We start from the raw sequence: 26880 nt of genomic DNA on the forward strand, positions 1-26880 counted from the left end.
TTTAGGCATATACTCTAGCGAAAATTAATCAATGAAGGAGTAGCAATGAATGCGATTTACTTTCAAAAACAAAGCAGGGAAAGTTTAGATAATCTTGCTATAAAATTATCAAAAAAATATTCAAATATTGTTGTTTTCCAAGCACTTGCTTGTGAAGACGGGGTGTGTGGTTTAAATAAATTATCAAAAGAGCATAATATAAAAACTGAATACTTATACGATAGTGCAACAGGCGTTAAAGAGTATTTGAAAAATGAAAATACTTTTTATAAAAATATAATCATTAAAGTTAATGAATTAAAAGCTAAATATGATTTTGTATTAGTTGCTAGTTTTGGAGTTTTTGGTGGTCTTGATACTTTTTGGATAAATCTAAAACTAAGTAAAGAGCTTAATTTAAATTATGTAATTGATAATGATTTAACCAAATTTGAGTTTGCTAAAATTCATCATAAATACGCAAGTTTATATAATGAAAATACAAGCTTAGATGAGTTATTAAATCTTAAAAAACCTGATTATATAAGCCCAATGGCATTTGAAGTTATGCTAGAGAGCAAGGCTAAAGAAAATATTAAAACCATAGTTTTACCAGAAGGAAATGATGAGCGTATTTTAAAGGCTGCTAGTATTTTATTAGAAGGTAAAGCTGTTAAATTAATTATCTTAGGAAACAATAAAGAAATAGCACAAAAAGCTAGTGATTTAGGTATAGATTTAGATGATGTTAAGACTTATAATCCAGGTAATTCATCATTAGATGATGAATGTGCAAATGCACTTTATGAAGCTAGAAAATCAAAGGGAATGAGCCTTGAGCAAGCAAAAGAACTTATAAAAGATAGAAATTATTTTGGAACTTTATTAGTTCATTTAGGCTACGCTGATGCTATGGTTAGTGGGGCTGCATGTTCAACTGCTGATACAATTCGCCCAGCTCTTCAAATAGTTAAAACTAAACCAGGTGTTAAGAGTGTAAGTGGTGGATTTTTTATGTGCTTAAGTGATAAGGTTTGGTATTTTGCTGATTGTGCAGTAAATCCCAATCCAACTCCTGAAAATCTAGCCGAAATTGCAAGTGTTAGTGCAGCTACTTATAAGGCTTTTGGTTTTGAGCCAAGAGTTGCAATGCTATCTTATTCAACTGCAAATAGCGGTAGTGGAGTAAGCGTTGATTTAGTAAAACAAGCGTGCGAATTAGCAAAATCTTATGAGGGATTAAATTATGATGGTCCTATACAATTTGACGCAGCAGTAGATATTGCAACAGCAAGTAAAAAAATGCCTGATAGCAAAGTAGCAGGAAAGGCAAATGTATTTGTATTCCCTGATTTAAATGCAGGAAATATAGCTTATAAAGCAGTGCAAAGAAGTGCAGGGGCTATTGCGGTTGGTCCTGTTTTGCAAGGTCTAAATAAACCTATTAATGATTTAAGTAGGGGTTGTTTGGTTGAAGATATTGTAAATACATGCTTAATTAGTGCAATTCAAGCACAATAAATTATAAAAAAGGAAAAATTATGAAAAAAATATTAGTTTTAAATGCAGGTTCAAGCTCACTGAAATTCCAATTATTTTTTAATGAAGATAGTGTTGCGAGTGGTTTGGTTGAGCAAATTGGAGAAAGCAATTCAAGAGCAAAAATTAAATTTGATGGCAAAGAATTAGAGCATTTAGGTGGCATAAATAATCACGAAGATGGCTTAAAAGTAGTTCGTGATTTATTTGCTAAAAGCGGACTTTTAACTGATTTTAATGAATTAGCAGCAGTAGGTCATCGTGTGGTGCATGGTGGGGATAAATTTATTAAAGCAACATTAGTTGATGATAAATGTTTAAAAGCTTTAGATGAATTAGTAAAATTAGCACCTTTACATAATCCTGCAAATATTTCAGGAATTAAAACAATCATAAATCTTGCTCCAAGTGTTAAAAATATAGCAGTATTTGATACAGCATTTCATCAAACAATGCCAGAAATCGCATATCGCTATGCAATAGCTAATAAATATTATGAAGAAGATGGCGTTAGAAGATATGGCTTTCACGGAACATCTCATGAATTTGTAACTCGTGAAGCAGAAAAATTCTTAGGTATTAAAAACATAGATGCAATTACAGCTCACTTAGGAAATGGTGCAAGTATTAGTGCTATTAAAGATGGTAAATGCGTTGATACTTCAATGGGTCTTACTCCACTTGAAGGATTAATGATGGGGACTAGATGTGGGGATATTGATGCTGGAGCTTTATTTTATTTAGCATATAATAAAGGTTTAAGCATTGCTGAACTTGATAAAATTTGCAATAAACAAAGTGGTTTATTAGGAATTTGTGGTGCAAATGATATGCGTGAAATTGAAGAAAAAATGCAAAATGGTGATAAAAAAGCAAAATTAGCATTTGATATGTTTTGCTATAGAATTGCAAAATACATAGGCTCATACCTTGCAGTAACTCCTGCTAAGGCTCTAATTTTTACAGCAGGTATTGGTGAAAATGATGATTTAATGAGAGCTGCGGTTTGTAAGCAACTTGCACATCTTGGCTTTAGCATTGATGAAGAAAAAAATGCTAAGCGTGAAAAAGTAGCTAGAAATATAGCAAAAGCTGATTCAAAATACCCAATTTTAGTTATTCCAACTAACGAAGAATTATCAATAGTAAAACAAACAATGGAACTTATTTAATCCTATTGATTTAAATTCTTGTAAAACTATAAATAATTAAACATTATTTGTAGTTTTACTGCCATTATATCTTCTTAATTGTATTTTATTTTATATGTTGGGATTACATAACCACACCCATCTATATAATATTCTCTCTCTTCTTTTTCCTTAGTATATGAGTTATATAACATTACTTGCATTTCATCTCCATCTATAAATTGAAATGAATTTTTATCAAAAAATCTATTTTTAAAAAATACTAGATTATTGTTAAATTCATTAACTTCTTTTAATTCTAAACTATCTAGAGTTTTAAGAGATTTAACTTCATCAATGCTATTATAATTTTGCACTTCATATATTTTTGCATTAGTTAATTTAAAATAATTTGCAATTGCTCTTTTATATTTTTCTTCTTTTTCCAAATTACATTTATATCCGCTTTTAGAATAATCATATTTATAATTTGTATACTCATTTTTAAAATCCCAAAATAATAAATAGCCTTCTGCTTCTAATTGCCTTTCAAGAGAGCAAAGCTCTTTTTTGGTTTTAAGAAATTTATCATAAGTTGAATTAAAATATTTACTATAGATATCGTATGAATACTGAACAAGCATTAAAAAAGCGAAAATAGCAATGATAAAAAACGCTAAACTCAAACCAACAAATAAAGATTTTTTTATTAATTCTTTCATAAAAGAAAACATTTAACACCTCATATTTTTAATATAATCTTGTATTCTAATTTAAATCCTTTAAGGAATTTAAATTAGATTAATTATTTTTTATTGATTATATTTTTTATGATTGTTTCTAATTTATCATTATTAAATTGTTTTTCAAAAGTAATATTTATACCTTTAAAAAGACTTTCTGCGTTAGTAATTTTCGCATTTTCATCACTTCTTAGATTGATTTTGCTATCTACGCCTTTACTTTCAAGCACAATAATATATAAGCAATATACTTTGTATATTTTACCTTATTTATAAAATACTATATCAATAATATATAATTATCAATATATATATTTTGCTAGTATTTTATTTATTATGTTGTTTTTATCATCGATGTCTTTTTCGAGTTCATAAATCTTATTCTCTATTTTATCTATAATGTTGATTAAAAGTTTTTGTTTATCAATAGGTATTAATGGTATTTCAACTTCATCTTTTAAAATTTGAGAATTTAAGCTAGTGCCAAATGTATTTTTATTTTTTAGATCTAAATCTATAACTTTATTTTTAAATAGATAAAACAAATACTTATCTAAAACTATATTTTTATCCTTAGGTATTAGCCCGGCAATGGCTTCGTTTGTGTATAAGTCAGCTCCGGCTAATGCAACCTTGCCTATGCTTAATTTAAAACTTAATAAAGTAGTCCCACTTGGTATTAACTTAACATTTGATTCTTTTACACCTAGTTCTGTGATTTTTTCTTTTGTATCAGATATTATATTGCCATTCATTTCAGCAATACTAACCCATAAATTATTTCCACCATAGTATAAATGGTTTTTCCTACTAGGTGTACCACCGATTAAAACCTTACAAATTTGTCCTAATTTTTTATTATTTATTAATATATTTGATAGGTCATCAATAAAATCTAAAGAAATACCTAAGAATTTTAATAGCTCAACTCTTAAATCCCTCCCCCCGTTACTGCTAATAATTCCAACTTTACTTAATATCTCAGATATTAATCTCTTATATTCTTCTATACTCATTCTTATTGTTTCAAATTGCTTATTTACTTCTTCGTATTCTTTTACTATTTGTTCTTGAATATCTAAAGGAGGTAATGGAATTTGAAAACTACTAAGAGTTGAGACATTTATGTATTTAACACTCGATTTACTAGCTAGATTTTCAAGTTCATTTGAGTACTTTCTAAAAATATATACCAAATATTCAGGTATTACTTTATCAAGCTTACAAACTAAAGCATTAATTTGTTGATTTGTGGTTAATATATCTTTGTTTATTGCACACTTACCTATTGTTGCTGTACAAGACAACAACACTGAATTTTTAGGCACAATTTTTACTTTTTTTTCATCTACTGCTAATTGTGAAATATAATCTTTTGTCTCATTTATATATATGCTATTTGTAAAATCAGGTATGGTTAACCATTGTATATCTTTTTTGTCCCAATACTTATTTTGAGATTTTAAAGGTGTTGAACCATTAATAATATCATTTACACATTCTTTGATACTTATGATTGGATATTTGCTATTTTTCCAAAAATATTCTACATGATTATGCGAATTGGTTAAATTGATATTAATTTTTAAATTAAAATTTGCATTTTTAAAATCAATTAAATTATAATTTTTTTCATAACTTACATATTTACTTAATTCATCGTTAATTATAATTTCATTATTTAAAAATAATTCTTTAATTTTATAAGATATTTTTTTGTCATTATTAATATTATTTTTATCATATAAGGGTGTATTGTATGGATCGTTTAATTCTCTTAATCCTGGATCATCTTTATCTGTGCTCCATTGATAGCCTAAAAATTTCTTTTTTTCATCGTTTTTATCAGGAGCTTTTACAATAATCAATTTATTATCTTTTATCATAGAAAAATATAGCAACTTTTTATTTTCAATATTTTTTACAAACTCTATAAAAACACCATTTTCTAAATCTTCTTTTATAGTAGAATCTTTATAAACCTTGCTTTTTGTTAATTTTTTATAAATATTGCTTTTATAAAAATCATCCAAATAATCTTGAAAGCATTCTAATAACTCATCTGTATAATTTTCGTTTATTAAATCCATAAAAATATCTTTTTTTATACCTCTAAAAGATACATATTCGTCTATATATCCATTATCCATAAAATTATCATCATCTATCAAATTAGAAGCTTTTAATCTATCTTGCAAGGTTTTAAATTTTATAGAACTAGATGTTAAACCTAAATCCTTATCTTTATCATATGTTTTTAATTTGTGCAAAAATAAAATAATAGTGTTGGTTCCAGTAGCTCCAAATGTACCAGATGGCAACTCAACAATAGCCTTTATTTCAAAATTTTGAAATATCAGTTCTCTTACTTCTTGATATTTTCCAATATTACTATTACTTAAAAATGGTGATGGCAAAATTATTGCTGCATTTGCGTTATCATTTAATAACTGAATAGCCCTTTCTATAAAAAAGCATTCTATAGAATTAAAAGTATCTTTATTTATGTCTTTATTAAATAGTATATATTTTTCTAAGTCTTTTTCGCTTAAAGTTTCTAAAAAACCCTTGACCGAATAAGGCGGGTTAGCAATTAATAAATCAAAAGAATAATTTTCAATATTTTCATTACTAGCTAAAGCATCTGCATAAAAAATATTTATCTCATTTTGTCCATACATGCTTGCACTAACTTTTGCAACTTTGCTCAATCTATATTCTTTTTCAATTCCATAAATATTTTTATAATACTCTTTTAATTTTTCTTTATCATTAATTTGTTTTTCAATAAAACTTGCATATGTATTTAAAAAATGTCCTGCTCCGCAAGCATAATCAATCACTCTTAAAGGCTTATTTATATTATCAATAGGTAAAGAATGCATAATAAACTCACATATTTGAATTGGTGTAAAAAATTGCCCCTCATCTTGTTTCATGCCTTTTTGCAAAAACAATTCAAATAAATTACCTAAAAATTGCTGAACTTTATTTTCTGTTAATCGTATATCTTCAAAAAGCCTAACTATATTTTTTAAAACTATAGCATTTTTATAAAATAAATCTTTATTATGAACTTCCAAAAACGCAAAATCATTATTAGAATAAAATTTTAATTGCCTTATATAATCTTGAATTTGTTCTTGCATACTTTGCATAGACTTTTTGCTTCTTGAAGTTGTGTTAAAAACATCTTCTATATTTGCATTTTCAACATAAGTAATATCTTCATTTAAAAATTCTTTCATTGCATTTTTATATAATTTCATAAGTCTATCTTGCAAACTTTCGTAAGTGTCTGCCATAATTCCACGATATTTAAATTCCAGATTATTTTTATTAAATGTCTCATCATAAATTTTGCATAAAAACAAATTTACAAGCTTATCAAAAGCATTTTCTTTACCTGATATATTATGTTGTCTTAGAATAGTCGCAAAATCATTGTATAAAGAATTGTTTTGATGGTCAAATTCTTTTAAGTCTGTAAATTTTAATGATAATTTACCAGCTTCATATGGGTTTATATCAGACTCAAAAATTCCACTTGTCAAATAATTTTGTTGATAAATTTCTTTCCATACTTTAAAAATTTCATTTTCATCACTTGCTGATATATAACTCAATTTATAATCATTTTCTTTAAGGTATAGTTCATTGTCTTGCATATTGAGTATATAGTTAAAATAATATATTTCATCGTTTATAAAATCACTAGTATATAAACATAAAAATTTTACTTTTTTATTTTGTCTAAAATAAGATAATAATTGCCCTCCATCTTTAAGCATATTATTCCACTCATTTTCAAATTCACTACCTTTAGCATCAACTTTTGTTTTGTATGTTTTGCATTCAATTAATATATATGATTCACCTAATTTATCTTTTACTAAAATATCTGCTTTTCCGCTAGACTTCGATTCTCTACCTAATTTATATTTTGGTTCTAATTCTATATGGTTTGGATCGTAGCCTTTTGTTAATAACCTATCTATACACTCTAATACTACAAAATTTTCATTTTTTTCAAAATTTGATGTAGTTTTGTCATGGAGTTTAATTTGTTCTGGAAATATAATTTTTCTATTTTTAAAATCAACCATAATAAAAATGTTATTTAAATATTGCTTTTTATAAATAAAATCATTATCTTTTTTAAAATTTAATTTATTTAAAACTTGTAATAGGTTATCATTTGTAATCACTTTTCTCTCCTTTTTTTCGTGGAATTTAAAATAGGAATTTCATAAAGAAATTCCTAAAATTATTTTTTATTAAACTCTTTATATAATTTTATTAGATTTGTAGTTGAGCTATCGTGCTCGTAACTCACATCACTTCTTAGCTCTTCAAGTATTGTTTTAGCTAAAGTTTTGCCTAATTCAACGCCAAATTGGTCAAAACTATTTATCCCCCAAATCACACCTTGAACGAATATTTTATGCTCATATAATGCAATTAGGCTACCTAGATTTCTAGGGCTTATTCTTTCTAATAAAATCGTATTGCTAGGGCGATTTCCCGAAAATTCTTTATGTGGGATTAGCTTTTCTATCTCACTTTCACTTAAATTACTTTTACTAAGTTCAGCTCTTACTTCATCCTTGTTTTTGCCTTTCATAAAGGCTTCAGCTTGAGCGAATACATTGCTAATTAAAATTTCGTGGTGTTCTGGCATATCGTGTGGTTTTTCAAGACTTACTATTAAATCAATCGGACTTATATGAGTTCCTTGATGAAGTAGTTGAAAAAATGCGTGTTGAGCGTTAATTCCTGTCTCACCCCAAATGATTGGAGAAGTTTCGTAATTAATTAATTCCCCATTTTTACTAACTTGTTTTCCATTACTTTCCATATCAAGTTGTTGAATAAATCTTGGAAAATGCTTTAAATATTCATCATAAGGTGCGATTATATGTGAGCCACCACCATAAAAATTAATATACCAAATACCTATTAAAGCCAAAATTACAGGCAAGTTTTTAGAATATTCAGCAGAGCTAAAATGCGAATCCATTAAATATGCACCTTCTAGCATTTGCCAAAAATGTTCTTTTCCTAAATAAATCATAATAGGAAGACCAATTGCAGACCACAAACTATAACGCCCACCGACCCAGTTCCAAAACTCAAACATATTATTACTATCTATTCCAAATTCTTCAACAGCTTTTTTATTAGTTGAAACTGCTACGAAATGCTTAGCTACAAAGCGTTTGTTAACTGCGTGATTTAAAAACCACTCTCTAGCAGTTAAGGCATTTGTTAGGGTTTCTTGAGTTACGAATGTTTTTGATGCTATTATAAAAAGCGTAGTTTCTGGATGAACGCTATCTAATACATTTTGTAATTTTGAGCCATCTACGTTTGATACAAAGTGCATTTTTAGTCTTGGGTGTGCGTATTTTTTCAAAGCATCACAAGCCATCAATGGTCCTAAATCAGAGCCACCAATTCCTATATTTACAATATCAGTTATTACTTGATTTGTATAGCCTAGCCACTCTCCTGATCTTATTGCGTGAGAGAATTTCTCCATTTTGTTTAGCACTGCATTTACATCATCCATTATGTTTTCATTATCTACATAAATAGGTGTATTTATACGATTTCTAAGAGCAATATGTAAAGCTGCTCTATTTTCTGTGGTATTAATCTTTTTACCACTAAACATATCTTTAATGTTTTGTTCTAAATTAGCTTCTTTTGCAAGATTAATAAGATTGCTTAAAATCTCTTCATCTATTCTATTTTTAGAATAATCAACCTTAATCCCACCAACTTCTAAAAAGTATTTATTCGCTCTATTATTATCATTAGCAAATAATTCTTTCATATGAGTATCTTTTGTTTTGTTGTATAAAGACCATAATTTTTCATAGCTTTTTAATTTGCTTAACATTATTTATCCTTTAAATGATTTTGCAGTGCCACACTAGCGCCGTTTATACCTGGAAATTTTGATAAAACCACAAATACAGGAATTGCTGCTAAATAACTATCAAATCTACCTTTATTCTCAAATCTTGCTCTAAATGATGAGTGTTTAAAATACTCTAATATCTTAGGAATTATTCCACCACAAATATAAACACCACCCCTAGCACCTAGAGTTAATGCTAGATTTGAAGCAATAGTTCCTAGCATTGCGCAAAATATATCAAGACTTAATCTACATAAAGCTGATTTTTCGCTTAATGCTAGTTCGCTAATTTTACTAGCGTCTAAAGTATCATTTATACCTTCTTTATGTGCTAAAGCTTCATATATTAGCTCAAGTCCCATTCCGCTAAGTAGTCTCTCAGCTGAAACGTGCCCGAATTTGTTTTTTGCATAATGCCAAATCATTGATTCAATCTCATCAAAAGGTGCAAAGCTAACATGTCCGCCTTCACCTGATAGTGCAATATAGCCATTTTTACTAGGGATTAATCCACTAACTCCAAGTCCTGTTCCAGGCCCTAAAACAGCTTTTACGCAATTTTCTTCAGCTTCTCTTCCACCAATTTGAACTAATTCATCACTATTTAATTTTGTAATAGCAAGTGCTTGAGCAGTAAAATCATTTAGGATTAATAAAGTATCAAATCCTAATGCAAGTCTTGTGGTATTGATTGAAAAAGCCCAATGATTATTAGTCATTTGTATAAAATCACTTGTAACAGGATTTGCCATTGCAAAAGCAGCGTGTTTTACATTTACATTTTTATCTTTTAAATATGCTCTTACAGCATCTATTATAGTATCGTAGTCTTTGCATTGTAAGACTTCTATTTTATCTATATTTCCTGATTTAAATTCTAATGCAAATCTAGCATTAGTTCCACCAATATCTGCTAATAATCTTGGATATTCATTTTGCGTAATAGACATCTAAATTTCCTTTTGAATTAATTACATAACTTATTGGATATTTTTTATTTTTTTCTTTACAAGCTAATAAAAATACTTGATATTTCTCATCTCCACTGATATTTAAAAATATTCTTTTAGCTTTTAATATGCTTTCTAAACTAAGGCTAATTCTATCGTAATTAGGAGTTTTTACTATGTGATAAGCTTGGTTTTCATCACTTAATAATTCATCTAAATTAGAAGCTGTTGGAAAGATTGATGCAGTATGAGCATCAGCTCCCATACCTAAAATCAAAATATCAGGAGTTTGATAAATATTATTAGCGTGGTTTTTTAAAGCTTCATAATCATTAATTAATTCATCTTTAATACAAGTAATTAAATTAGCCTTACTAGCGTCATTTTGTAATAGATTTTGTTTTACTAGATTTGTATTGCTATCTTCGTGATTTGTAGGTAAAATCCTTTCATCTACTAAAAATACATTTACTTTAGTCCAGTCAAGCTTTTCTTTACTTAATTTAATAAATAAATCTTTAGGACTTTTACCACCTGATACATAAAAATTTACGCTACCTTTACTATTAATACATTCATTTAATGAAAATACTAATTCTTTGTATAAAGCGATTTCGCTTATGTTTTTGTCATTGAATGTAAATAATCTCATCTTAGTCCTTAAAAATAATTTCATTTGTGTAGGCTTTGTATTTATGCATTGTAAAATCATCATTATCAATTACATCTTGCACCCATTTCCAAGCACTCTCTAGCTCATCTTTTTCATTAAATGAACTTAAATCTTTATTAATTACATTTAAAAGTAATCTTTCATAAGGTGGCATTTTTTCAATATCACAAATTCCTATTTCAAATTCTTTAAACTCTTCGGCTATTTTTAAAAGGAATTTGATTTTAGGTTTTGGTTGGATTTCTATATACATTTTTCCACCATTTTTAAAGTCAATATCAAAATATACTTTATTTTCAGCCATTCTTTTGCCTGTTGCAAGTTTTATTAAAACGCCTTTGTAATTTTCTTGATTTGAACTAGTTTTAATTGATACGAAAGTTTCTGTCCTGCTATCTTTAGCCACATTTAATTCGTCTAAATAACTTAAGCTATCTTCATTAGCTTCATATTGAGCTTTAATTACATTTTTAAAATCAATTTTTTCAAGTGAGTTAAAAAACTCAAGCTTAGCTTTTCTAATATTAGTTGAATTAATATCAATCATAAATAAAGCTAACATTTGTAACATATGATTTTGTAACATATCTCTTAAAGCACCGCAACTATCATAAAACTCTCCACGACTTTCAACACCTAAACGCTCTAAAACATATAAATTAATGCTTTTTACATAGTCTTTATTAAGTAGTGCATTAAAATGTGGATTTTGTTTTCTAAACTCAAATAATTCTTTAACCATACTTTTGCCAAGATAATGATCAATTCTATAAATTTGTTCTTCTTTATAATATTTTGCTACGCTTTCATTGATTGCTCTGCATTCATTTAAGCTCATTCCCAAAGGTTTTTCAAGAACTATTCTAACATTGTCTTTATTCATATTTAATTCGCTTAAATTCTTACAGCAAGTGATGAAAAATTCAGGCGAAATTGAAAAATATATAATAGTATCTTTGCCATCTCTTAAATTGCTTTTAAGTTTTTTAAAATCTTCAAGATTATTAATATCTACGCTCTCATAAGATATTTTTTCTAAAAAATCGTTCCATTTTGTAGTATCTTTTAAATGGATTTTTGATTTGTCGTTTAATTTTTGCTTAAATTCTTCTAAGCTAAGCTTGCTTCTACCTGTAGCAAGTATTTTAAAATCTTCGTGAAGCAAGTCATTTAAAAAGGCTTCATAAAGTGAAGGAAAAAGTTTTCTAAGAGCTAAATCTCCAGTAGCTCCGAATAATAAAAAATCAAAATTAGTTTTCATAAATAATCCCTAAATAAAAATAATTTTTTAAATCTTACTAAAAAGGATTTAACATTAATAACATTTATTTATTTATAATAAATCAAATATTTTAAATGAAAGAAGCTTATTTATGACAAATAAAAAATTATTAGAAATCACTGAAAAGATTATAAAAAGAAGTGAAAAAACTAGAAAAGATTATCTTAATTTAATAGATAATGCTAATGAAAAAATCAATCGCTCAAAGTTAGGTTGTGCTAATTTAGCTCACGCTTATGCAGCAATTCCTGAAAGCGTAAGAGAAAAATTAAATAATTCAAATAGCACTCATTTAGCTATTATTTCAAGCTATAACGATGTTTTATCAGCTCACGAACCTTACAAGGATTATCCTTTAAAATTAAAGCAATCTTGTATAAAAGAAGGTGTAAGCGTTCAAGTTGCAAGCTGCACTCCTTCAATGTGTGATGGTATTACTCAAGGCTATGATGGTATGCAACTTAGCCTTTATTCTCGTGATGTAATAGCAATGAGTACGGCGATTGGATTATCTCATAATATTTTTGATGGGGCGTTTTATCTTGGAGTGTGTGATAAGATAGTTCCTGGGCTTTTAATGGGAGCATTAAGATTTGGGCAATTACCTGCTATGTTTATTCCAAGTGGTCCTATGCCAACAGGACTTAGTAATTCTGATAAAAGTATTGCTAGAGAAAAATACGCTCAAGGACTTATTTCTAAGCAAGATTTATTAAATACTGAAATGAAAATGTATCATAGTTCAGGCACTTGCACCTTTTATGGAACTGCTAATTCAAATCAAGTTATGATTGAATTATTAGGTCTTCATATGCCAAATTCTGCTTTTATTAATCCAAATACAAAGCTAAGAGAAAAAATAATTGATTTTAGTGCTAGACATTTTGCAAAAGGTGTAAAAGATAAAAGTATTTTACCAATAGGCAAAATGATAGATGAAAAAAGTATAGTAAATGCAATAGTAGGGCTTATGGCAACAGGTGGCTCAACCAATCATACTTTACACTTAATTGCAATTGCAAAGGCTGCGGGAATTATTATTAATTGGGACGATTTTAATGATATTTCAAATATTACTCCACTTTTAGCTAAGGTTTATCCTAATGGTAAGGCTGATATAAATGATTTTTATGAAGCTGGTGGATTGTCGTTTGTAATTAATGAATTATTAAATAATGGTGCATTGCATGATGATGTAAATACTATAGCAGGATTTGGGCTTAGTAATTATACGAAAGACCCTATCTTAAAAGATGATGAAATTACTTATGAAAAATGCCTTGAAAATAGCAGAAATGTTGAAATAATCACGACTTATGATAAGCCATTTAGCACTACAGGTGGGCTAAAAGTTTTAAGTGGAAATATTGGTCGTTCGGTAATTAAAGTAAGTGCTGTAAGCGATGATAATTTATATATTAAACAAAGAGCTATCGTATTTAACGACCAACTTGAGTTAATGAAAGCTTACGAAAAAGGCGAATTAAATAAAGACTTCATAGCAGTTGTAAAATATCAAGGCCCAAGAGCAAATGGAATGCCTGAACTTCATAAATTAATTCCACCTTTAGGGGTATTAATGTCTAAAGGATATAAAGTTGCATTAATTACTGATGGTAGAATGAGTGGGGCTAGTGGAAAAGTTCCTGCAGCAATCCATACAAGTCCTGAAGCCTTGTTAAATGGAAATATTGCTAAGATTAAAGATGGGGATTTGATAGAATTTGATGCAATCAATGGCACTTTAAATGTATTAGAAGATGATTTCTTAACTAGAGAAATTAAGCATATTGATTTAAGCGCAAATGAGTTAGGTAGTGGTAGAGAGCTTTTTAAAGCTTTAAGAAATAGTTGTTTAAGCGCCGAAGAAGGCGGAGTAAGTTTTTAAGGAAGAAATAATGAATGCAAGAGAAATTTTAAAAATAAATCCAGTAATTCCTGTGATAGCAATTGACGATATAAATGATGCCTTACCTTTAGCTAAGGCTTTAGTTTTAGGTGGAGTAAGAGTGCTTGAAATTACTCTTAGAACCCCTGCAGGGCTAAAAGCAATTGAGTTAATTAGTAAAGAAGTTCCTGAAGCAATCGTTGGAGCAGGAACAGTAATTAATGCTAAGCAATATAAAGATGTTGTTAGTGCTGGTGCAAAGTTTGCAATAAGTCCAGGTATTACTGAAAAATTATTAAAAGAGATTGATTATAAAATCCCTTTAATAGCAGGTATTGCAAGTCCAGCAGAGCTAATGCTTGGGCTTGAATATGGGCTTGATACCTTTAAATTATTTCCTGCTAGTGTTGTTGGTGGAGTGCCTATGTTAAAGGCTATTTATGGGCCATTTAGTGATGTTAGATTTTGTCCTACGGGTGGTATTAGTGAAAATAATGCTAAAGAATATTTAAGCCAACCAAATGTGCTTTGCGTTGGTGGTTCTTGGCTTGCACCAAAAGAGCTAATAAAGGCTAAAAATTGGGATGAAATCACGAATATTGCAAGAAAAACTTTAGAGTTAAAAAATACTTTATAAGGTTTTTATTTATAAGTAGGCTTAGTGCGAAAACTAAGCCTATAAAAATTAAATTCTTTACTTAAAAACATTGGCAATACTAGAATTTAAATCAGCATAAACCAATCAAACAAAAACTTTAATAAAATAATATTTTTAAGTTTAAATGTAAGAATTTTATAAGAAATTCAATTATCAAAATTAAATAATTTTAAGATTTATTTTGTCTTTTTTGTAACTTTTAGATTTTAAAAAAATACTATTATTAATAAATTTTTTTAAGGAGAGATTATGCAAATAAATCCTAATAATAAAAAAGATTTAATGCAAATACTAGGCGAACACGGCTTTAGTAGAAGAGATTTTTTGAAATGGTCTAGTGGAATGGCTACTATGCTAGGACTTGGAGCTACTTTTGCACCAAGTATTGCAAATGCTGTTGAAAATAATGCTAGCAACACCCCAGTAATTTGGCTTCATATGGCAGAATGCACAGGCTGTAGTGAGAGTTTATTAAGAAGTGATGCACCTACTATTGATAGTTTGATATTTGATTATTTAAATATTGAATATCACGAAACTGTTATGGCAGCAAGTGGTCATCAAGCTGATGAGAATTTAGAAAACGCTATTAAAAAACACGCAGGAAAATATGTATTATTAGTAGAAGGTGCAGTTCCTGCAGGAAGCTCTAGTTTTTATCTAACTTTAGGTGCTAAAGGGCATACAGGCGAAGAAATAGCAAAAAATGCCTGTGCTAATGCAGCTGCTATTTTAGCAATTGGAACTTGCTCAAGCTTTGGTGGTATTCAAGCAGCAGCACCAAATCCAACAAACGCAGTTCCGATTAGTAAAATCACAAATAAAAGTGTAATTAATGTCCCAGGTTGTCCGCCTAGTGAAAAAAATATCGTAGGTTCAATCTTGCAAATATTATTATTTGGAACAATGCCACTTGATAATTTTAATCGTCCAAAATGGGCATACGAGCATAGAATTCACGATTATTGTGAGCGTAGGGGACATTTTGATGCGGGTGAGTTTGTAGAAAGTTTTGGCGATGAAGGTGCAAAGAAAGGCTATTGTCTTTATAAAGTAGGATGTAAAGGTCCATATACATTTAATAATTGTGCTAAGCAAAGATTTAATCAGCACATAAATTGGCCTATTGGTGCAGGACATGGGTGTATAGGTTGCTCTGAGCCTGATTTTTGGGATAGTATGAGAACTTACGAAGAACCTTTAAAATCACATTTATTTCAAAGTGTATTTAGCGGAATGGGTGCTGATGCTATGAGTGATAAAATAGGCATTGGTGTTTTAACTCTAACAGGAGTAGCAATAGCTGCTCACGCAACAATTTCAGCAATTAAAAAAGACAAGGAATAAAAAATGCAAAAAATAGTAGTAGATCCAATTACAAGAATTGAAGGACATTTAAGAGTAGAAGTAATAGTTGATGATACAAATGTAGTAACTGATGTTTATGCGGGTTCAACATTATGGCGTGGAATTGAAACTATTGTAAAAGGAAGAGACCCTAGAGATGTTGGCTTTATGACTCAAAGAATTTGTGGAGTTTGCACTTATTCGCATTATAGAGCAGGTATTGAAGCGGCTGAAAATGCTTTAGGTATAGTTCCACCAAAAAATGCAAAACTTACAAGAACATTAATGAATGCAGCTTTATATATGCACGATCATTGTGTGCATTTTTATCAATTACACGGGCTTGATTTTGTTGATGTAGTGAGTGCTTTAAGTGCTGATCCAGCAAAAGCTGAAGCTGAAGCTTTAAAATGGTGTGATAAGCCTTTAGTTTGTGGTGTAGGAGAACTTAAAGCAGTTCAAGAAAAATTAAAAACATTCGTAGATAAAGGAGAATTAGGAATATTTGCGAATGCTTATTGGGGACATAAAACTTATCGCTTTAGCCCAGAGCAAAACTTAGTAGCGTTAAGTCATTATTTAGAATGTTTAAAAGTGCAAAGAACAGCAGCACAATTAATGGCTATTTTTGGTGCAAAACAACCACACCCACAAAGCTTAACCGTAGGTGGTGTAACTTGCGTTATGGATATACTTGACCCTGCTAGAATTGGCGAGTATAAAACTAAATTCTTAGAAATTAGCGATTTTATTCATCGTGCTTATTTAGCTGATATTAAGATGGCTGCAGCTGTTTATAAAAATGAGCCAAGTGTAATGAATGATGTTGGCGTTGATAATTTTATGTGTGCTGATGAGTTTTATTTAGGAGATGATTATTTATTTAAAGGTGGAATTGTAACTAATATGCTAAGCAATCCTGTATTAGGTGCTATTGATGAGAGTAAAATCACAGAAGAAGCAACAAGGTCTTGGTATAAAAACGATAAAGCATTACACCCTTATGATGGCGAGCAAGAGCCAAATTATACAGGTCTAAAAGATGAAAAAACTCTAAATGCTAAAGGCGAATTAGAAGATTCTAAAGTATTTGATATGAATGGAAAATATAGCTGGATTAAAGCTCCAAGATATGATAATTTACCTGTTCAAGTAGGACCACTTGCTACTATAGTTGTAAATTACTTAGCTAAAAATTCAATCGTTACAAAAGAAGTTGACGCTTTATTAGCTGAATTAAATATTGAACTTAAAGACTTACTTAGCACTTTAGGAAGAACTGCAGCAAGAATGATTGAAGCAAAAATCATAAGCGAACACGCACTTAAAGCTCTTGATAGTTTAGTTGAAAATCTAAAAGTAGATCAAAGCACTTGCGCTCCATATAAAATAGATAATTCTAAAGAATACAAAGGTCGCTTTATAGGTAATGCTCCTAGGGGAATGCTAAGTCATTGGATTAGAATTAAAGATGGTATAGTGCAAAATTATCAAGCAGTAGTTCCATCTACTTGGAACGCAAGTCCAAAAGATGCAAATGGTAAAATGGGAACTTATGAAGCTTGTTTAATTGGTCTAAAGATTGAAGATTTAACCAAGCCACTTGAAATTATTAGAAAAATACATTCGTATGACCCTTGCATTGCTTGTGCTGTGCATGTATTAGATAAAAAAGGTAATAAGTTAGGCGAATATAAAGTAGGAGTTTGATATGAAACATTATGAGTTTTCAATAGGGCTTAGAGCAACTCATTGGCTAAGAGCATTTGCTATTTTAGCCCTTTGTATAAGTGGCTTTTATATTGCTAGTGTATTTATTGCACCTGATAAATCAACCGAGCCAAATCTATTTATGCAGGCTAAATTTCGTTTCGTGCATAATGTAGCTGGGTTTGTTTTATTAGCTTGTTTTATTTTTAAACTTTATCTTTTTATATTTGATAAACTTAGTAAAAAAGAAAGAGTTAGTATTAAAGATTGCTTTAGTTTAAGAGTATGGATAGAGCAAATTAAGTTTTATTTGTTTTTAGGAAAACACCCGCATTTAAAAGGTGTATATAATCCACTTCAATTTGTGAGTTATTTTTTCTTTTATATTGTTTTAGCATTATTAATAATCACAGGTTTTGTGCTATATATTAATGTTTATCACGAAGGTTTTGCTGGTGCAATAACTCCTTTTGTTAAACCATTTGAAGTAATGTTTGGCGGACTTGCAAATGTTAGGATAATTCATCATATTTTAACTTGGATTACTATGATTTTTGTTGGTGTTCATATTTATATGGCAGTGTTTAATGCAATTAAAGGTAAAGATGGTGCAATGGACGCTATTTTTAGTGGATATAAATACAAATGAGAGTTTTAGTCCTAGGAATTGGAAATATTTTAATAGGAGATGAAGGAGCTGGAGTTATTTTTCTTGAGTATTTTAGGAAAAATCTAGCTCCTAATATTTATATTAAAGAAGAATTTAAAAATCAAGATTCGCATCAATTAGTATTTTTAGACGGCGGGACGATGGCTATGAATTTAGCTCATATAATTGCTGATTTTGATAAGGTTTATGTGATTGATTGTATAAATGCTGATGATTTAGAAGTGGGCGATGTTGTATTTTTTGACTATGATAAAGTGCCAAGTAATATAAATTATCAAGGAAGTGCTCACGAACTTGAAATGCAAATGATGCTTAATTTTATGAGTTTAGTAGGCGATTTGCCAGTTTGCAAAATCTTAGGCATTGTGCCTAAAAGACTTGAACCTATGAAAATATCTTTAAGCGATGAGGTTAAAAAATCTTTTGCTTTAATACAAAAATGTCTTTTAGAAGAGCTTAAACAAGATGGATTTTTGTTAGAATTTAAAAATGATTTTAGTATAGAACAAGCGATAGAAAATTATAGGAATTTAAGCAGTGTTAATTAGATATGATTTCAAAATAAAATTAAAAGATTTCGGATTATTTTTACTAAAAATTGCCAAGATAAATAATGTAAATTATAAACTTTATTATGAAGATGATGAGTTTTCTTTAGTTATAGATGATAATGAAGATAAGGTTTTAGCCTTTAATGAATATTTTAAAAAAATACCTTATTTTTTATTTTTAGAAGATTTTAAAATAGAGCTAGAAAATACACAAAAAACAAAAGAATTTGAAATTGAAATTCCAAGATTGCCTTTAAACTTATGTGATGAAGTTTTTGATGATTTAGGTTTAAATGAGTTAGATTATACTAAAACAACAAAAAGTGATTTTGTAATAATTGCTAATTATGAATTATTACAAAAGGCTTTTATTTGTGATAAAAATACTCAAATTTTACTTAATGCTTATGAAAAACCATTTGTGAAATTAGCCTTAAAACCACTTTATAAAAAAGCACATAATTTAGGAGATTTTTTATATGTATCATTTGCTAATAGCAAAAAGCTTTTTAATGAGTTAAAAAATGCAGATGAGCTTTATTTTGTAAAAAAGCCTAAAGATTTATTATTAATAGCTCCTTTTGCTGATACATTTTGTGTAATTAATAATCCGTATTCAAATCAATTATCAACTGCTTTTAATATTGATAAATTAAGCTTTAATGTCCCTAAAAATAAAGATGAATTAATAAAATTATTACTTAGCTTAGAACAAGGCGAAAAATTATTGAAAAATTATCAAGAAAAGTTCATTTTAAATGAGTTTAGTTTAGAAAATAAAAATATATTTTCATTAATAAAATTAGCAGATATTTTGCTAGATTCTGATATTTTAAAAGTAGTGCCAAATACTTATACAAAGGGAGTTAGAATTGATTGTGAGATTAATGAAGATGGCTTAAATGTAGCTAAGTTTATCTCATCAATTATGAGCTTTAGATTAGCAAATGCAGCTTTAATAGAAGTTGGTGTTTTTGAAGCACTTGTTTTAATGATAGGAAAACTTAATGAAAACGAGCGTGAGATTTGCTCAAAGCTTATGAATTATCAGAGTTTTTTAAATTACAATGCGTTTTTAAACAAGCAATTTAAGTTCAGTAAATGGGCTAATTGTGAGTGTTTTAATTAAGCTTAGTGGCAGGGTGCAAGGAGTTGGATTTCGCCCTGAAGTTTGCAAATTAGCCAAAGCAAAAAAGCTAAATGGCTATATCTTAAATGATACTTTAGGAGTTAGCTTAGCACTTGATTGTGATGAAAAAATAGCAAAAGTTTTTATAAAAGACTTAAAACAAATTCTTAAAAAAAATCGTCCATTAGCAAGTATAGAAAAAGTAAAAATAATTAAAACAAATGAAACTTATAATGATTTTGTTATTAAAAAACCAAGCAAAGATAAGCATAATCTTGCAGTGATTTTGCCTGATTTCGCCCCTTGTAAGGATTGTATAAAAGAGCTTAATAATCCTAAATTAAAAAGAAGATTTAATCACGCCTTTATAAATTGCACTAATTGCGGCACTAGATTTAGTGTAATTTCTAAAATCCCTTACGATAGAACAAATACTTCTATGAGTGTTTTTAAAATGTGTAAAAATTGCGATAGTGAATATAATAATCTTAATGATAGGAGATTTTACGCAGAGCCTATTGCTTGTAATGATTGTGGGGCTAAGCTTAATTTTGATTTAGCAAAGGCTGTTAAATATCTAAAAGCTGGAAAAATAGTAGCTTTAAAAGGCGTTGGTGGGTTTAATTTATTATGCAATGCTAATGATTTTAATGCGGTAAATAAATTAAGAATGCTAAAAAATAGAGCTTTAAAACCACTTGCAATAATGGTTAAAGATATAAAAATGGCAAAAAAATATGCTAGTTTTACTAAGTTTGAAGAGCGTATTTTAAAGAGCAAAGAGCGACCTATATTGCTACTAAAAAGCCTTAATCAGAGTGCTTTTAATATACATTTTGATTTTAAAAATATCGGAGTGTTTTTGCCAAGCGCTCCGATATTTCATATATTATTTAAAGAGCTTGATTTTGCAATAGTAGCTACAAGTGCAAACAAAAGTGGCGAGATGATTTATTCTAAAAAAAGTGATTTTAAGATTTTAAAACCTGATTTAATAATAAATCATAATAGAAAAATAATTAATAAAATTGATGATAGTGTAGGGCAAGTTATAGCTAATAAATACCATCATTTAAGAAGTGCTAGGGGCTTTAGACCTTTTTATTACGAGCATAAAATTAAAAAAAATATAAATATCCTAGCTCTTGGAATGGAAGAAAAAAACGAGTTTTTGATATACATAAATGGGTTTTGTATTAATTCGCCTTATATTGGGGATTTAAAGGATATTAGTGTTTATAATCATTTTGTAAAAACTCTAAGATTTTTTGTGAAAAATTATAAGATTAAATTTGATTATGTTTTGTGTGATTTGCACCCACATTTCATTCATAGCGAAAAAATAACAAAAGAATTTGAAATAGGAATTAGCAAAAAGACAAAGATTATAAAAATTTACCATCACGCAGCCCATGCGATGAGTATTGGGCTAAGAAATATTAGAGCATTTTGTTTTGATGGCACAGGATATAAAAACAATCATCATATAAGTGGTGGCGAAGTGCTAGATATTACTAAAAACACTATAAATACAGCCTTTTGTTTTGATGAGTTTAAGCTAGTTAATGTAAAAAATAATGAATTATTAGCTTATAGTATTTTAAAAAAATACGAAATCCCGTGTAAAACTAATCTAAATTATGATATAGCATTGCAAAATTGCACTATAAATACTAGCTCATTAGGTAGAATTATTGATGCTTTTGCCTTTTTAGTTTTAGGGGTCAAAAAAAACGAATTTGAAGCACATTCAGGAATGCTTATTGAGAGTTTTTATGATGAAAATATCAAAGATATTTACAAAATTGAGTTTAAAAATAATAAGATTATTTATAAGGATATTTTTGCAACTTGCTTAAATGAAAGCAAGGTTTTAGCTTGTTCAAAATTTATTAATACCATTGTTTATATTATTAAGTTTTTAAGTCCTAATAAAAAAGCGATTTTAAGTGGCGGGGTGTTTTGTAATAAAAGCATTTTAAATCTTTTGCTAAATGATAAAGAATACAAATTCTATACTCCAAAAAATGAAGCGATAAACGATGGCTGCATAGCTTTAGGGCAGTTAAACTATTTCTTAAACAATATGGAATTTAAGGATTAATTTATTATTTATTGTTAAAATCTCGCCTTTTTTTCAAGGAGAGAATATGAAGATATTACAAGAATTTAAAACATTTGCAATGCGTGGAAATGTTGTAGATTTAGCTGTGGGTGTGGTTATAGGAACTGCTTTTGGTAAGATTGTAAGCTCACTTGTGGCTGATATTATTATGCCTATTGTTGGAGTTTTAACAGGCGGAGTTGATTTTAGTGATTTAAAATTGGTTATTAAAGAAGGTGCTAAAGAAGCTGAAAATGTAACCGTTAATTATGGTTTATTTATTCAAAATATAGTTGATTTTTTAATCATTGCGTTTTCAATTTTCGTTGTTGTAAAGCTAATCAATAAGCTTAAAAAAGCAGAAAAAGAAGAAGAAAAACCAGCTCCTGCTCCAGCTCCAAGCGAAGATATAGTGCTGCTAACAGAAATCAGAGATTTATTAAAAAATAAATAGTCTTAAGCTAATCTTAGTGATTAGCTTTTTATATTTTATTTTCTTCATTTTTCTTTTTAATTTCATCTATGCTATTTACAATTATTGCGATGATTAGGTTCATTATGATAAAGGTGCAAATTAGTATAAAAGATACAAAAATCACCCAAGCATAAGGATAAACTCCCATAGCTTCTTTTACGATAGCAGAACCTCCATCAAGCGTCATAATGGTAAAAAGAGTAAAAAAGCAACCCCCTAAAGTACCAAAATGCTCATTCATACTAGTAGCAAATAGACTACAACAAAGCACCCCATAAATGTAGTAAAACAGTAGCAAAAGCATAACAATACTAATGATTTGTGGCACAGCAAAAAGCATAGTAGAGCATACAAATCTCATAGATGGCACCACACGAAGAAGCCTTAACACTCTAAACACCCTAAACGCTCTAAGCACCACAAAATCATAGCTTATATAAGCACTAATAATCACTATAAACAAATCATAAATATTCCAACCCTTTTCACTACTTGTAAAAAAACTCAGCCTAAAAGCATAAAGCTTTAAAATACTTTCAACGATAAAAATCCAAAGACATATCATATCTACATAATAAAAAAAGCTAGAAAACTTCTCACTAAACTCACTTGAAGTTGCAAATCCTAGCGTGATAGAGTTAAAGACTATTATTAGGATGATGCCTAGTTTGTAAGTCTGTGAACGGAAAAAATTTTGAAATAATTTTTGCATAAAAGTCCTTTGAAAAAATTTTTTGTATTTTAATATATTTAAAAGACATAGTGTGTCTTTTGCTGATGGTATCATTTCAATACTTGTTTAAAACAAGAAATTATTTTTTAAGGAGATGTTATGGGATACATTTGTTCTTATTGTGGGTATAAAAGCTCTAGTGGTTCTGGTGGGAGTTGCAATCATAGTCCAAGTAAAACTCATATTTATATAAATGAGAGTTCTAGTGGGTATATTTGTTGTTTTTGTGGATTAGTAAGCTCACAAGCTGCTGGCAATCATTGCAATAAAAGTCCGCACAAAAATCACGAGTATATTTAATGTCTAAATGCAAATATTGTGGTTCTAGTAGTTATGGTGGATGTAGTTATAGCCCACACAAAAAGCACGAGCATATAGCAGATGGTAGTTCTGTTTGTAGATATTGTGGATTAAATACGTTTGGTGGATGTAGTTATAGCCCATATGGAAAACACGAACATTGTTAAAATTTAAATTTCGTATGTTTTAAAACATACGAAATTATTTAAAGACATATCGTGTCTTTGCAGATTGCTATCATTAAGACAATTTATTTTATTATGAAAGGATTTTTATGAAAACATTAGCAAATGCTACCAAACAAGACTTAGATATTATTTCTAAAATAGAATTTAAAGATAATAAATATCATCCTATGAGTAAAGAAGAATTACAAGTATTGATTAAGTATGAAGATATTGCACTAGATACTATAAATACAAGTGCTATTACTGATATGAGTGAATTGTTTAAGGGTAGTAATAGAAAAGACTTTAGTGGTATAAATACTTGGGATACAAGCAATGTGTACGATATGAGTGAAATGTTTAGAAATTGTTATAATTTCAATCAAGCTTTAAACTTTGATACATCAAATGTAACTGATATGAGTGAGATGTTTTATAATTGTTTTAATTTTAACCAAACTTTGAGCTTTGATACAAGCAAAGTAACTAATATGAGCGAGATGTTTAGAGAATGTAAAAACTTCAACCAAGTTTTAAACTTTGATACAAGCAATGTAACAAATATGCGCTCTATGTTTAGTTGTTGTTCTAATTTCAACCAAGTTTTAAATTTTGATACATCAAAAGTAACTAATATGAGCGAGATGTTTAGAGAATGTAAAAATTCAACCAAGTTTTAAATTTTGATACATCAAAAGTAACTAATATGAATGATATGTTTAGTTGGTGTAGAGATTTCAACCAACCTTTAAGTTTTGATACAAGTAATGTAACTGATATGAGCTGGATGTTTGGTGGTTGTGAAAATTTCAATCGGCCTTTAGATTTTGATACAAAAAATGTAGTAAATATGAGTTATATGTTTGATAGTTGTTTTAATTTTAACCAAGCTTTAAACTTTGATACAAGCAATGTAGCCAATATGCGCTTGATGTTTGATGGTTGTGAAAATTTCAATCAACCTTTAAACTTTGATACCAAAAATGTAGCCGATATGAGCTCTATGTTTTATGATTGCTCTAATTTAACCCATAAACCTAATTTTGATATGAGTAATGTAAAAGAGCAAGAAGATATGTTTGAAGGTTGCGATAAGCTAGGCAAATAATCACTAAATTTCGTTTGTTTGAGTATTTTCTAGTATTTCAAACAAACGAAATTCCTATTTTAAATTCTTTTTAACTTAAAGAAATTAAAATAAGAATCTGACAATCAAACAAAAATTTATAAGGATAAAAGATGACAATTGCAAATTTAATCAAAAATATTAAAAATAAATCATATCTACTACCTGATATACAGCGTGATTATGTATGGAAAGAAGAGCAGATTATAAACCTATTTGATTCTATTATGCAAGATTATCCTTTGGGTATGATTTTATTGTGGGAATTAGATGGAGATGTACAAGGTTTTTATACATTTTTAGAAAGCACAAACGACAAGAAAAAACAATACGATGGTGGTTCAATCGACCTAAAAGCTGTTTTAGATGGACAGCAAAGGCTTACTTCTTTATATCTTGCTACTTATGGTGATTACAATGGCAAAAAGCTTTATTTTAACGCCAGTTATAAAGATGAAGAAAGCGAAGAAAATGTTTATGAGTTTGATTTTAAATCAAAAGAAGAGTTAGGCAAATACACCATCCTAAAAGATGGTAATCATAATGATTTTGCTTTTGTATATAAAGATGATTGTGATAATGTTTGGGTAAAAGTAAGTTATATGTTAGATATTAGTGAAAATGAGCTAGAGAAATTAGGTGAAGAGTTAAATTTAAAAAATAAAGAATATAAAAATTGTGATAGATTAAGAGATAGATTTGCAAAAAAAGATATACCCGAACACACTATCACAAAAGACAATTCAAATAAAGCTTTAGATATTTTTGTGAGAGTAAATAGTGGTGGTAGAAAGCTAGAAAAATCCGATTTACTTTTTTCTTTACTTATTAGTGAAACTCAAAATCTAAAATCAAAGATAGAAGAGCTTTTAAGCGATATCAATGATGAGTACAAAAACAAGTCAAGTAGCTTAAATTCTTTAGACAAAGATGTATTTTTAAGGACTTGTTTGTGTATTTTTGCAAATTCAGTTAAATATGACTTAAAGACATTTAGAGAGACTGATATTATAGAACAGATTGAAAATAATTTTAAAAGTATTGAGAATTCTTTAAAATCAAGTGTTAAATTTTTAGATAGATATTGTGGTTATGGGGATTTAAAAGGCTTATCTTTTTATCCTATAGTTTTGGTTGCTTTTGTCATGTATCATCAAAAAAATATGGATAAATTAATAGACTCAAGTGAGCCAAGTTATGCAAAATTAAGAGAAGATTTGATTAGTTTCATTCAAATAAGTATTATTGTAGGGACTTATAGTGGTAGTTCAGATACTACTTTAGGGCAAATTAGAGATGTTATTAAAAACGATAATTACACTATAAGTATAGATAATATAAATAGTGTTTTAAGTGACAATAAAAAAGCGATTTTAAGGGATAGTAAAATAGATGACATTTTAGACAAATATCAATACACAGTCCAAAGTCATAAAAATCAAATGTTTTATATATTAAGCTTGTTAAATCCACAGATAGACATCACAGCCGCACAATACGATATAGACCATATTTATCCTAAGTCTATATCTAAAAACAATTCTGAGCTTAAAAAACTAATAAATTCTTTAGGTAATACCCAGTTGTTGTTTTTTAGAGACAATAGAAAAAAATCAGATGAATGTCCTTTAGAATGGATGAAAAAGCTAAAAGAATATGAAAAAAATAAAATAATTAAAGGAAATTTAATAACAGAAAATAAGCTTGTTTCTAAAGATGATATCGAAGGTATCAAAGAATTTATAGAAGATAGAAAAAAAGAGTTAAAAAAGAAGTTAAAAGAAAGGTTTAAAGCCTAAG

General features: G+C 28.6%; 24 protein-coding genes. 16 read left to right on the forward strand and 8 right to left on the reverse strand.

All coding sequences use genetic code 11. From position 1 onward, the window contains the following. The first annotated feature begins 45 nt into the window (after positions 1-45). Complete coding sequence (gene pta / locus KJR01_RS06800; RefSeq protein WP_214117920.1) at positions 46-1500, forward strand: phosphate acetyltransferase; 1455 nt, start codon at positions 46-48, stop codon at positions 1498-1500. A 20-nt stretch (positions 1501-1520) separates the two neighbouring features. Next, a complete protein-coding gene (locus tag KJR01_RS06805) occupies positions 1521-2690 on the forward strand; it encodes an acetate kinase (protein WP_214117921.1) in 1170 nt (389 codons plus the stop codon). Positions 2691-2764: 74 nt separating this feature from the next. Here the strand turns inward: KJR01_RS06805 and KJR01_RS06810 are convergent, their stop codons facing one another. From KJR01_RS06810 to KJR01_RS06840, 7 genes are all read right to left on the reverse strand, one after another. After that, complete coding sequence (locus KJR01_RS06810) at positions 2765-3382, reverse strand: hypothetical protein (RefSeq protein WP_214117922.1); 618 nt, start codon at positions 3380-3382, stop codon at positions 2765-2767. A 71-nt stretch (positions 3383-3453) separates the two neighbouring features. Next, positions 3454-3621, reverse strand: a complete 168-nt coding sequence (locus tag KJR01_RS06815) for a hypothetical protein (RefSeq protein ID WP_214117923.1) — start codon at positions 3619-3621, stop codon at positions 3454-3456. A gap of 72 nt (positions 3622-3693) precedes the next feature. Beyond that, positions 3694-7599, reverse strand: a complete 3906-nt coding sequence (locus KJR01_RS06820; RefSeq protein ID WP_214117924.1) for a restriction endonuclease subunit S — start codon at positions 7597-7599, stop codon at positions 3694-3696. A 59-nt stretch (positions 7600-7658) separates the two neighbouring features. Next, on the reverse strand, positions 7659-9296 hold the full coding sequence (gene pgi, locus KJR01_RS06825) for a glucose-6-phosphate isomerase (RefSeq protein WP_214117925.1): 1638 nt from the start codon (positions 9294-9296) through the stop codon (positions 7659-7661). Further along, positions 9296-10267 (reverse strand): glucokinase, encoded by a 972-nt coding sequence (locus KJR01_RS06830; protein WP_214117926.1) that lies wholly within the window; start codon positions 10265-10267, stop codon positions 9296-9298. The genes pgi and KJR01_RS06830 overlap by 1 nt, the downstream gene beginning before the upstream one ends. After that, a complete protein-coding gene (gene pgl, locus KJR01_RS06835) occupies positions 10248-10919 on the reverse strand; it encodes a 6-phosphogluconolactonase (protein ID WP_214117927.1) in 672 nt (223 codons plus the stop codon). Before pgl ends, KJR01_RS06830 begins: the two co-directional genes overlap by 20 nt. A gap of 1 nt (position 10920) precedes the next feature. Then, on the reverse strand, positions 10921-12201 hold the full coding sequence (locus KJR01_RS06840; RefSeq protein ID WP_214117928.1) for a glucose-6-phosphate dehydrogenase: 1281 nt from the start codon (positions 12199-12201) through the stop codon (positions 10921-10923). 112 nt (positions 12202-12313) lie between these two features. Between KJR01_RS06840 and edd the strand changes: the two genes are divergently transcribed. From edd to mscL, 9 genes are all read left to right on the forward strand, one after another. After that, positions 12314-14110: a phosphogluconate dehydratase gene (edd, locus tag KJR01_RS06845; RefSeq protein ID WP_214117929.1), complete on the forward strand. Its 1797-nt coding sequence runs from the start codon at positions 12314-12316 to the stop codon at positions 14108-14110. 10 nt (positions 14111-14120) lie between these two features. After that, positions 14121-14747 carry a bifunctional 4-hydroxy-2-oxoglutarate aldolase/2-dehydro-3-deoxy-phosphogluconate aldolase gene (locus KJR01_RS06850; RefSeq protein WP_214117930.1) on the forward strand — a complete coding sequence of 209 codons (627 nt, stop codon included), beginning with the start codon at positions 14121-14123 and terminating at the stop codon, positions 14745-14747. A 270-nt stretch (positions 14748-15017) separates the two neighbouring features. Further along, positions 15018-16115 (forward strand): hydrogenase small subunit, encoded by a 1098-nt coding sequence (locus KJR01_RS06855; protein WP_214117931.1) that lies wholly within the window; start codon positions 15018-15020, stop codon positions 16113-16115. Between the two features lie 3 nt (positions 16116-16118). Then, entirely contained in the window at positions 16119-17825 is a 1707-nt protein-coding gene (locus tag KJR01_RS06860) for a nickel-dependent hydrogenase large subunit (protein ID WP_214117932.1), read from the forward strand. A 1-nt stretch (position 17826) separates the two neighbouring features. Further along, a complete protein-coding gene (gene cybH, locus KJR01_RS06865; protein ID WP_214117933.1) occupies positions 17827-18474 on the forward strand; it encodes a Ni/Fe-hydrogenase, b-type cytochrome subunit in 648 nt (215 codons plus the stop codon). Beyond that, the gene (locus tag KJR01_RS06870) at positions 18471-19043 is read left to right on the forward strand and encodes a HyaD/HybD family hydrogenase maturation endopeptidase (RefSeq protein ID WP_214117934.1); all 573 of its coding nucleotides are present in this window, start codon (positions 18471-18473) and stop codon (positions 19041-19043) included. Before cybH ends, KJR01_RS06870 begins: the two co-directional genes overlap by 4 nt. After that, positions 19033-20175 (forward strand): hypothetical protein, encoded by a 1143-nt coding sequence (locus KJR01_RS06875; protein WP_214117935.1) that lies wholly within the window; start codon positions 19033-19035, stop codon positions 20173-20175. The genes KJR01_RS06870 and KJR01_RS06875 overlap by 11 nt, the downstream gene beginning before the upstream one ends. Then, on the forward strand, positions 20159-22279 hold the full coding sequence (gene hypF / locus KJR01_RS06880) for a carbamoyltransferase HypF (protein WP_214117936.1): 2121 nt from the start codon (positions 20159-20161) through the stop codon (positions 22277-22279). Before KJR01_RS06875 ends, hypF begins: the two co-directional genes overlap by 17 nt. A 46-nt stretch (positions 22280-22325) precedes the next feature. Continuing rightward, on the forward strand, positions 22326-22733 hold the full coding sequence (mscL, locus tag KJR01_RS06885) for a large-conductance mechanosensitive channel protein MscL (protein ID WP_214117937.1): 408 nt from the start codon (positions 22326-22328) through the stop codon (positions 22731-22733). A gap of 28 nt (positions 22734-22761) precedes the next feature. Here mscL and KJR01_RS06890 read toward each other — a convergent pair whose 3' ends face one another. Beyond that, a complete protein-coding gene (locus tag KJR01_RS06890) occupies positions 22762-23466 on the reverse strand; it encodes an ion transporter (RefSeq protein ID WP_214117938.1) in 705 nt (234 codons plus the stop codon). A gap of 120 nt (positions 23467-23586) precedes the next feature. Here KJR01_RS06890 and KJR01_RS06895 point away from each other — a divergent pair, with 120 nt between their 5' ends. The 5 genes from KJR01_RS06895 (at position 23587) to KJR01_RS06915 (ending at position 26879) form a co-directional block, all read left to right on the forward strand. Continuing rightward, positions 23587-23787, forward strand: coding sequence for a hypothetical protein (locus KJR01_RS06895; protein WP_214117939.1), 201 nt, complete (start codon positions 23587-23589; stop codon positions 23785-23787). Further along, positions 23787-23954: a hypothetical protein gene (locus KJR01_RS06900; protein WP_214117940.1), complete on the forward strand. Its 168-nt coding sequence runs from the start codon at positions 23787-23789 to the stop codon at positions 23952-23954. The genes KJR01_RS06895 and KJR01_RS06900 overlap by 1 nt, the downstream gene beginning before the upstream one ends. A 107-nt stretch (positions 23955-24061) precedes the next feature. Then, positions 24062-24634: a BspA family leucine-rich repeat surface protein gene (locus tag KJR01_RS06905; protein WP_214117941.1), complete on the forward strand. Its 573-nt coding sequence runs from the start codon at positions 24062-24064 to the stop codon at positions 24632-24634. Positions 24635-24660: 26 nt separating this feature from the next. Continuing rightward, on the forward strand, positions 24661-25062 hold the full coding sequence (locus KJR01_RS06910) for a BspA family leucine-rich repeat surface protein (RefSeq protein ID WP_214117960.1): 402 nt from the start codon (positions 24661-24663) through the stop codon (positions 25060-25062). Between the two features lie 131 nt (positions 25063-25193). After that, the gene (locus tag KJR01_RS06915; protein WP_214117942.1) at positions 25194-26879 is read left to right on the forward strand and encodes a DUF262 domain-containing protein; all 1686 of its coding nucleotides are present in this window, start codon (positions 25194-25196) and stop codon (positions 26877-26879) included. Position 26880: the final 1 nt, after the last annotated feature.

Origin of the sequence: Campylobacter sp. 2018MI10 (assembly GCF_018501175.1) — a bacterium.
GTDB lineage: Bacteria > Campylobacterota > Campylobacteria > Campylobacterales > Campylobacteraceae > Campylobacter_E.

Excerpts from the sequence above, each read along its gene's own strand:
- edd (WP_214117929.1), top strand. The coding sequence starts at position 12,314 with ATGACAAATAAAAAATTATTAGAAATCACTGAAAAGATTATAAAAAGA.
- KJR01_RS06850 (WP_214117930.1), top strand. The coding sequence starts at position 14,121 with ATGAATGCAAGAGAAATTTTAAAAATAAATCCAGTAATTCCTGTGATA.
- KJR01_RS06810 (WP_214117922.1), bottom strand. The coding sequence starts at position 3,382 with ATGTTTTCTTTTATGAAAGAATTAATAAAAAAATCTTTATTTGTTGGT.
- pta (WP_214117920.1), top strand. The coding sequence starts at position 46 with ATGAATGCGATTTACTTTCAAAAACAAAGCAGGGAAAGTTTAGATAAT.
- KJR01_RS06805 (WP_214117921.1), top strand. The coding sequence starts at position 1,521 with ATGAAAAAAATATTAGTTTTAAATGCAGGTTCAAGCTCACTGAAATTC.
- KJR01_RS06870 (WP_214117934.1), top strand. The coding sequence starts at position 18,471 with ATGAGAGTTTTAGTCCTAGGAATTGGAAATATTTTAATAGGAGATGAA.
- pgl (WP_214117927.1), bottom strand. The coding sequence starts at position 10,919 with ATGAGATTATTTACATTCAATGACAAAAACATAAGCGAAATCGCTTTA.
- mscL (WP_214117937.1), top strand. The coding sequence starts at position 22,326 with ATGAAGATATTACAAGAATTTAAAACATTTGCAATGCGTGGAAATGTT.
- KJR01_RS06895 (WP_214117939.1), top strand. The coding sequence starts at position 23,587 with ATGGGATACATTTGTTCTTATTGTGGGTATAAAAGCTCTAGTGGTTCT.
- KJR01_RS06910 (WP_214117960.1), top strand. The coding sequence starts at position 24,661 with ATGAATGATATGTTTAGTTGGTGTAGAGATTTCAACCAACCTTTAAGT.
- KJR01_RS06840 (WP_214117928.1), bottom strand. The coding sequence starts at position 12,201 with ATGAAAACTAATTTTGATTTTTTATTATTCGGAGCTACTGGAGATTTA.
- KJR01_RS06855 (WP_214117931.1), top strand. The coding sequence starts at position 15,018 with ATGCAAATAAATCCTAATAATAAAAAAGATTTAATGCAAATACTAGGC.
- cybH (WP_214117933.1), top strand. The coding sequence starts at position 17,827 with ATGAAACATTATGAGTTTTCAATAGGGCTTAGAGCAACTCATTGGCTA.
- KJR01_RS06905 (WP_214117941.1), top strand. The coding sequence starts at position 24,062 with ATGAAAACATTAGCAAATGCTACCAAACAAGACTTAGATATTATTTCT.
- KJR01_RS06900 (WP_214117940.1), top strand. The coding sequence starts at position 23,787 with ATGTCTAAATGCAAATATTGTGGTTCTAGTAGTTATGGTGGATGTAGT.
- KJR01_RS06860 (WP_214117932.1), top strand. The coding sequence starts at position 16,119 with ATGCAAAAAATAGTAGTAGATCCAATTACAAGAATTGAAGGACATTTA.
- pgi (WP_214117925.1), bottom strand. The coding sequence starts at position 9,296 with ATGTTAAGCAAATTAAAAAGCTATGAAAAATTATGGTCTTTATACAAC.
- KJR01_RS06890 (WP_214117938.1), bottom strand. The coding sequence starts at position 23,466 with ATGCAAAAATTATTTCAAAATTTTTTCCGTTCACAGACTTACAAACTA.
- KJR01_RS06830 (WP_214117926.1), bottom strand. The coding sequence starts at position 10,267 with ATGTCTATTACGCAAAATGAATATCCAAGATTATTAGCAGATATTGGT.
- KJR01_RS06915 (WP_214117942.1), top strand. The coding sequence starts at position 25,194 with ATGACAATTGCAAATTTAATCAAAAATATTAAAAATAAATCATATCTA.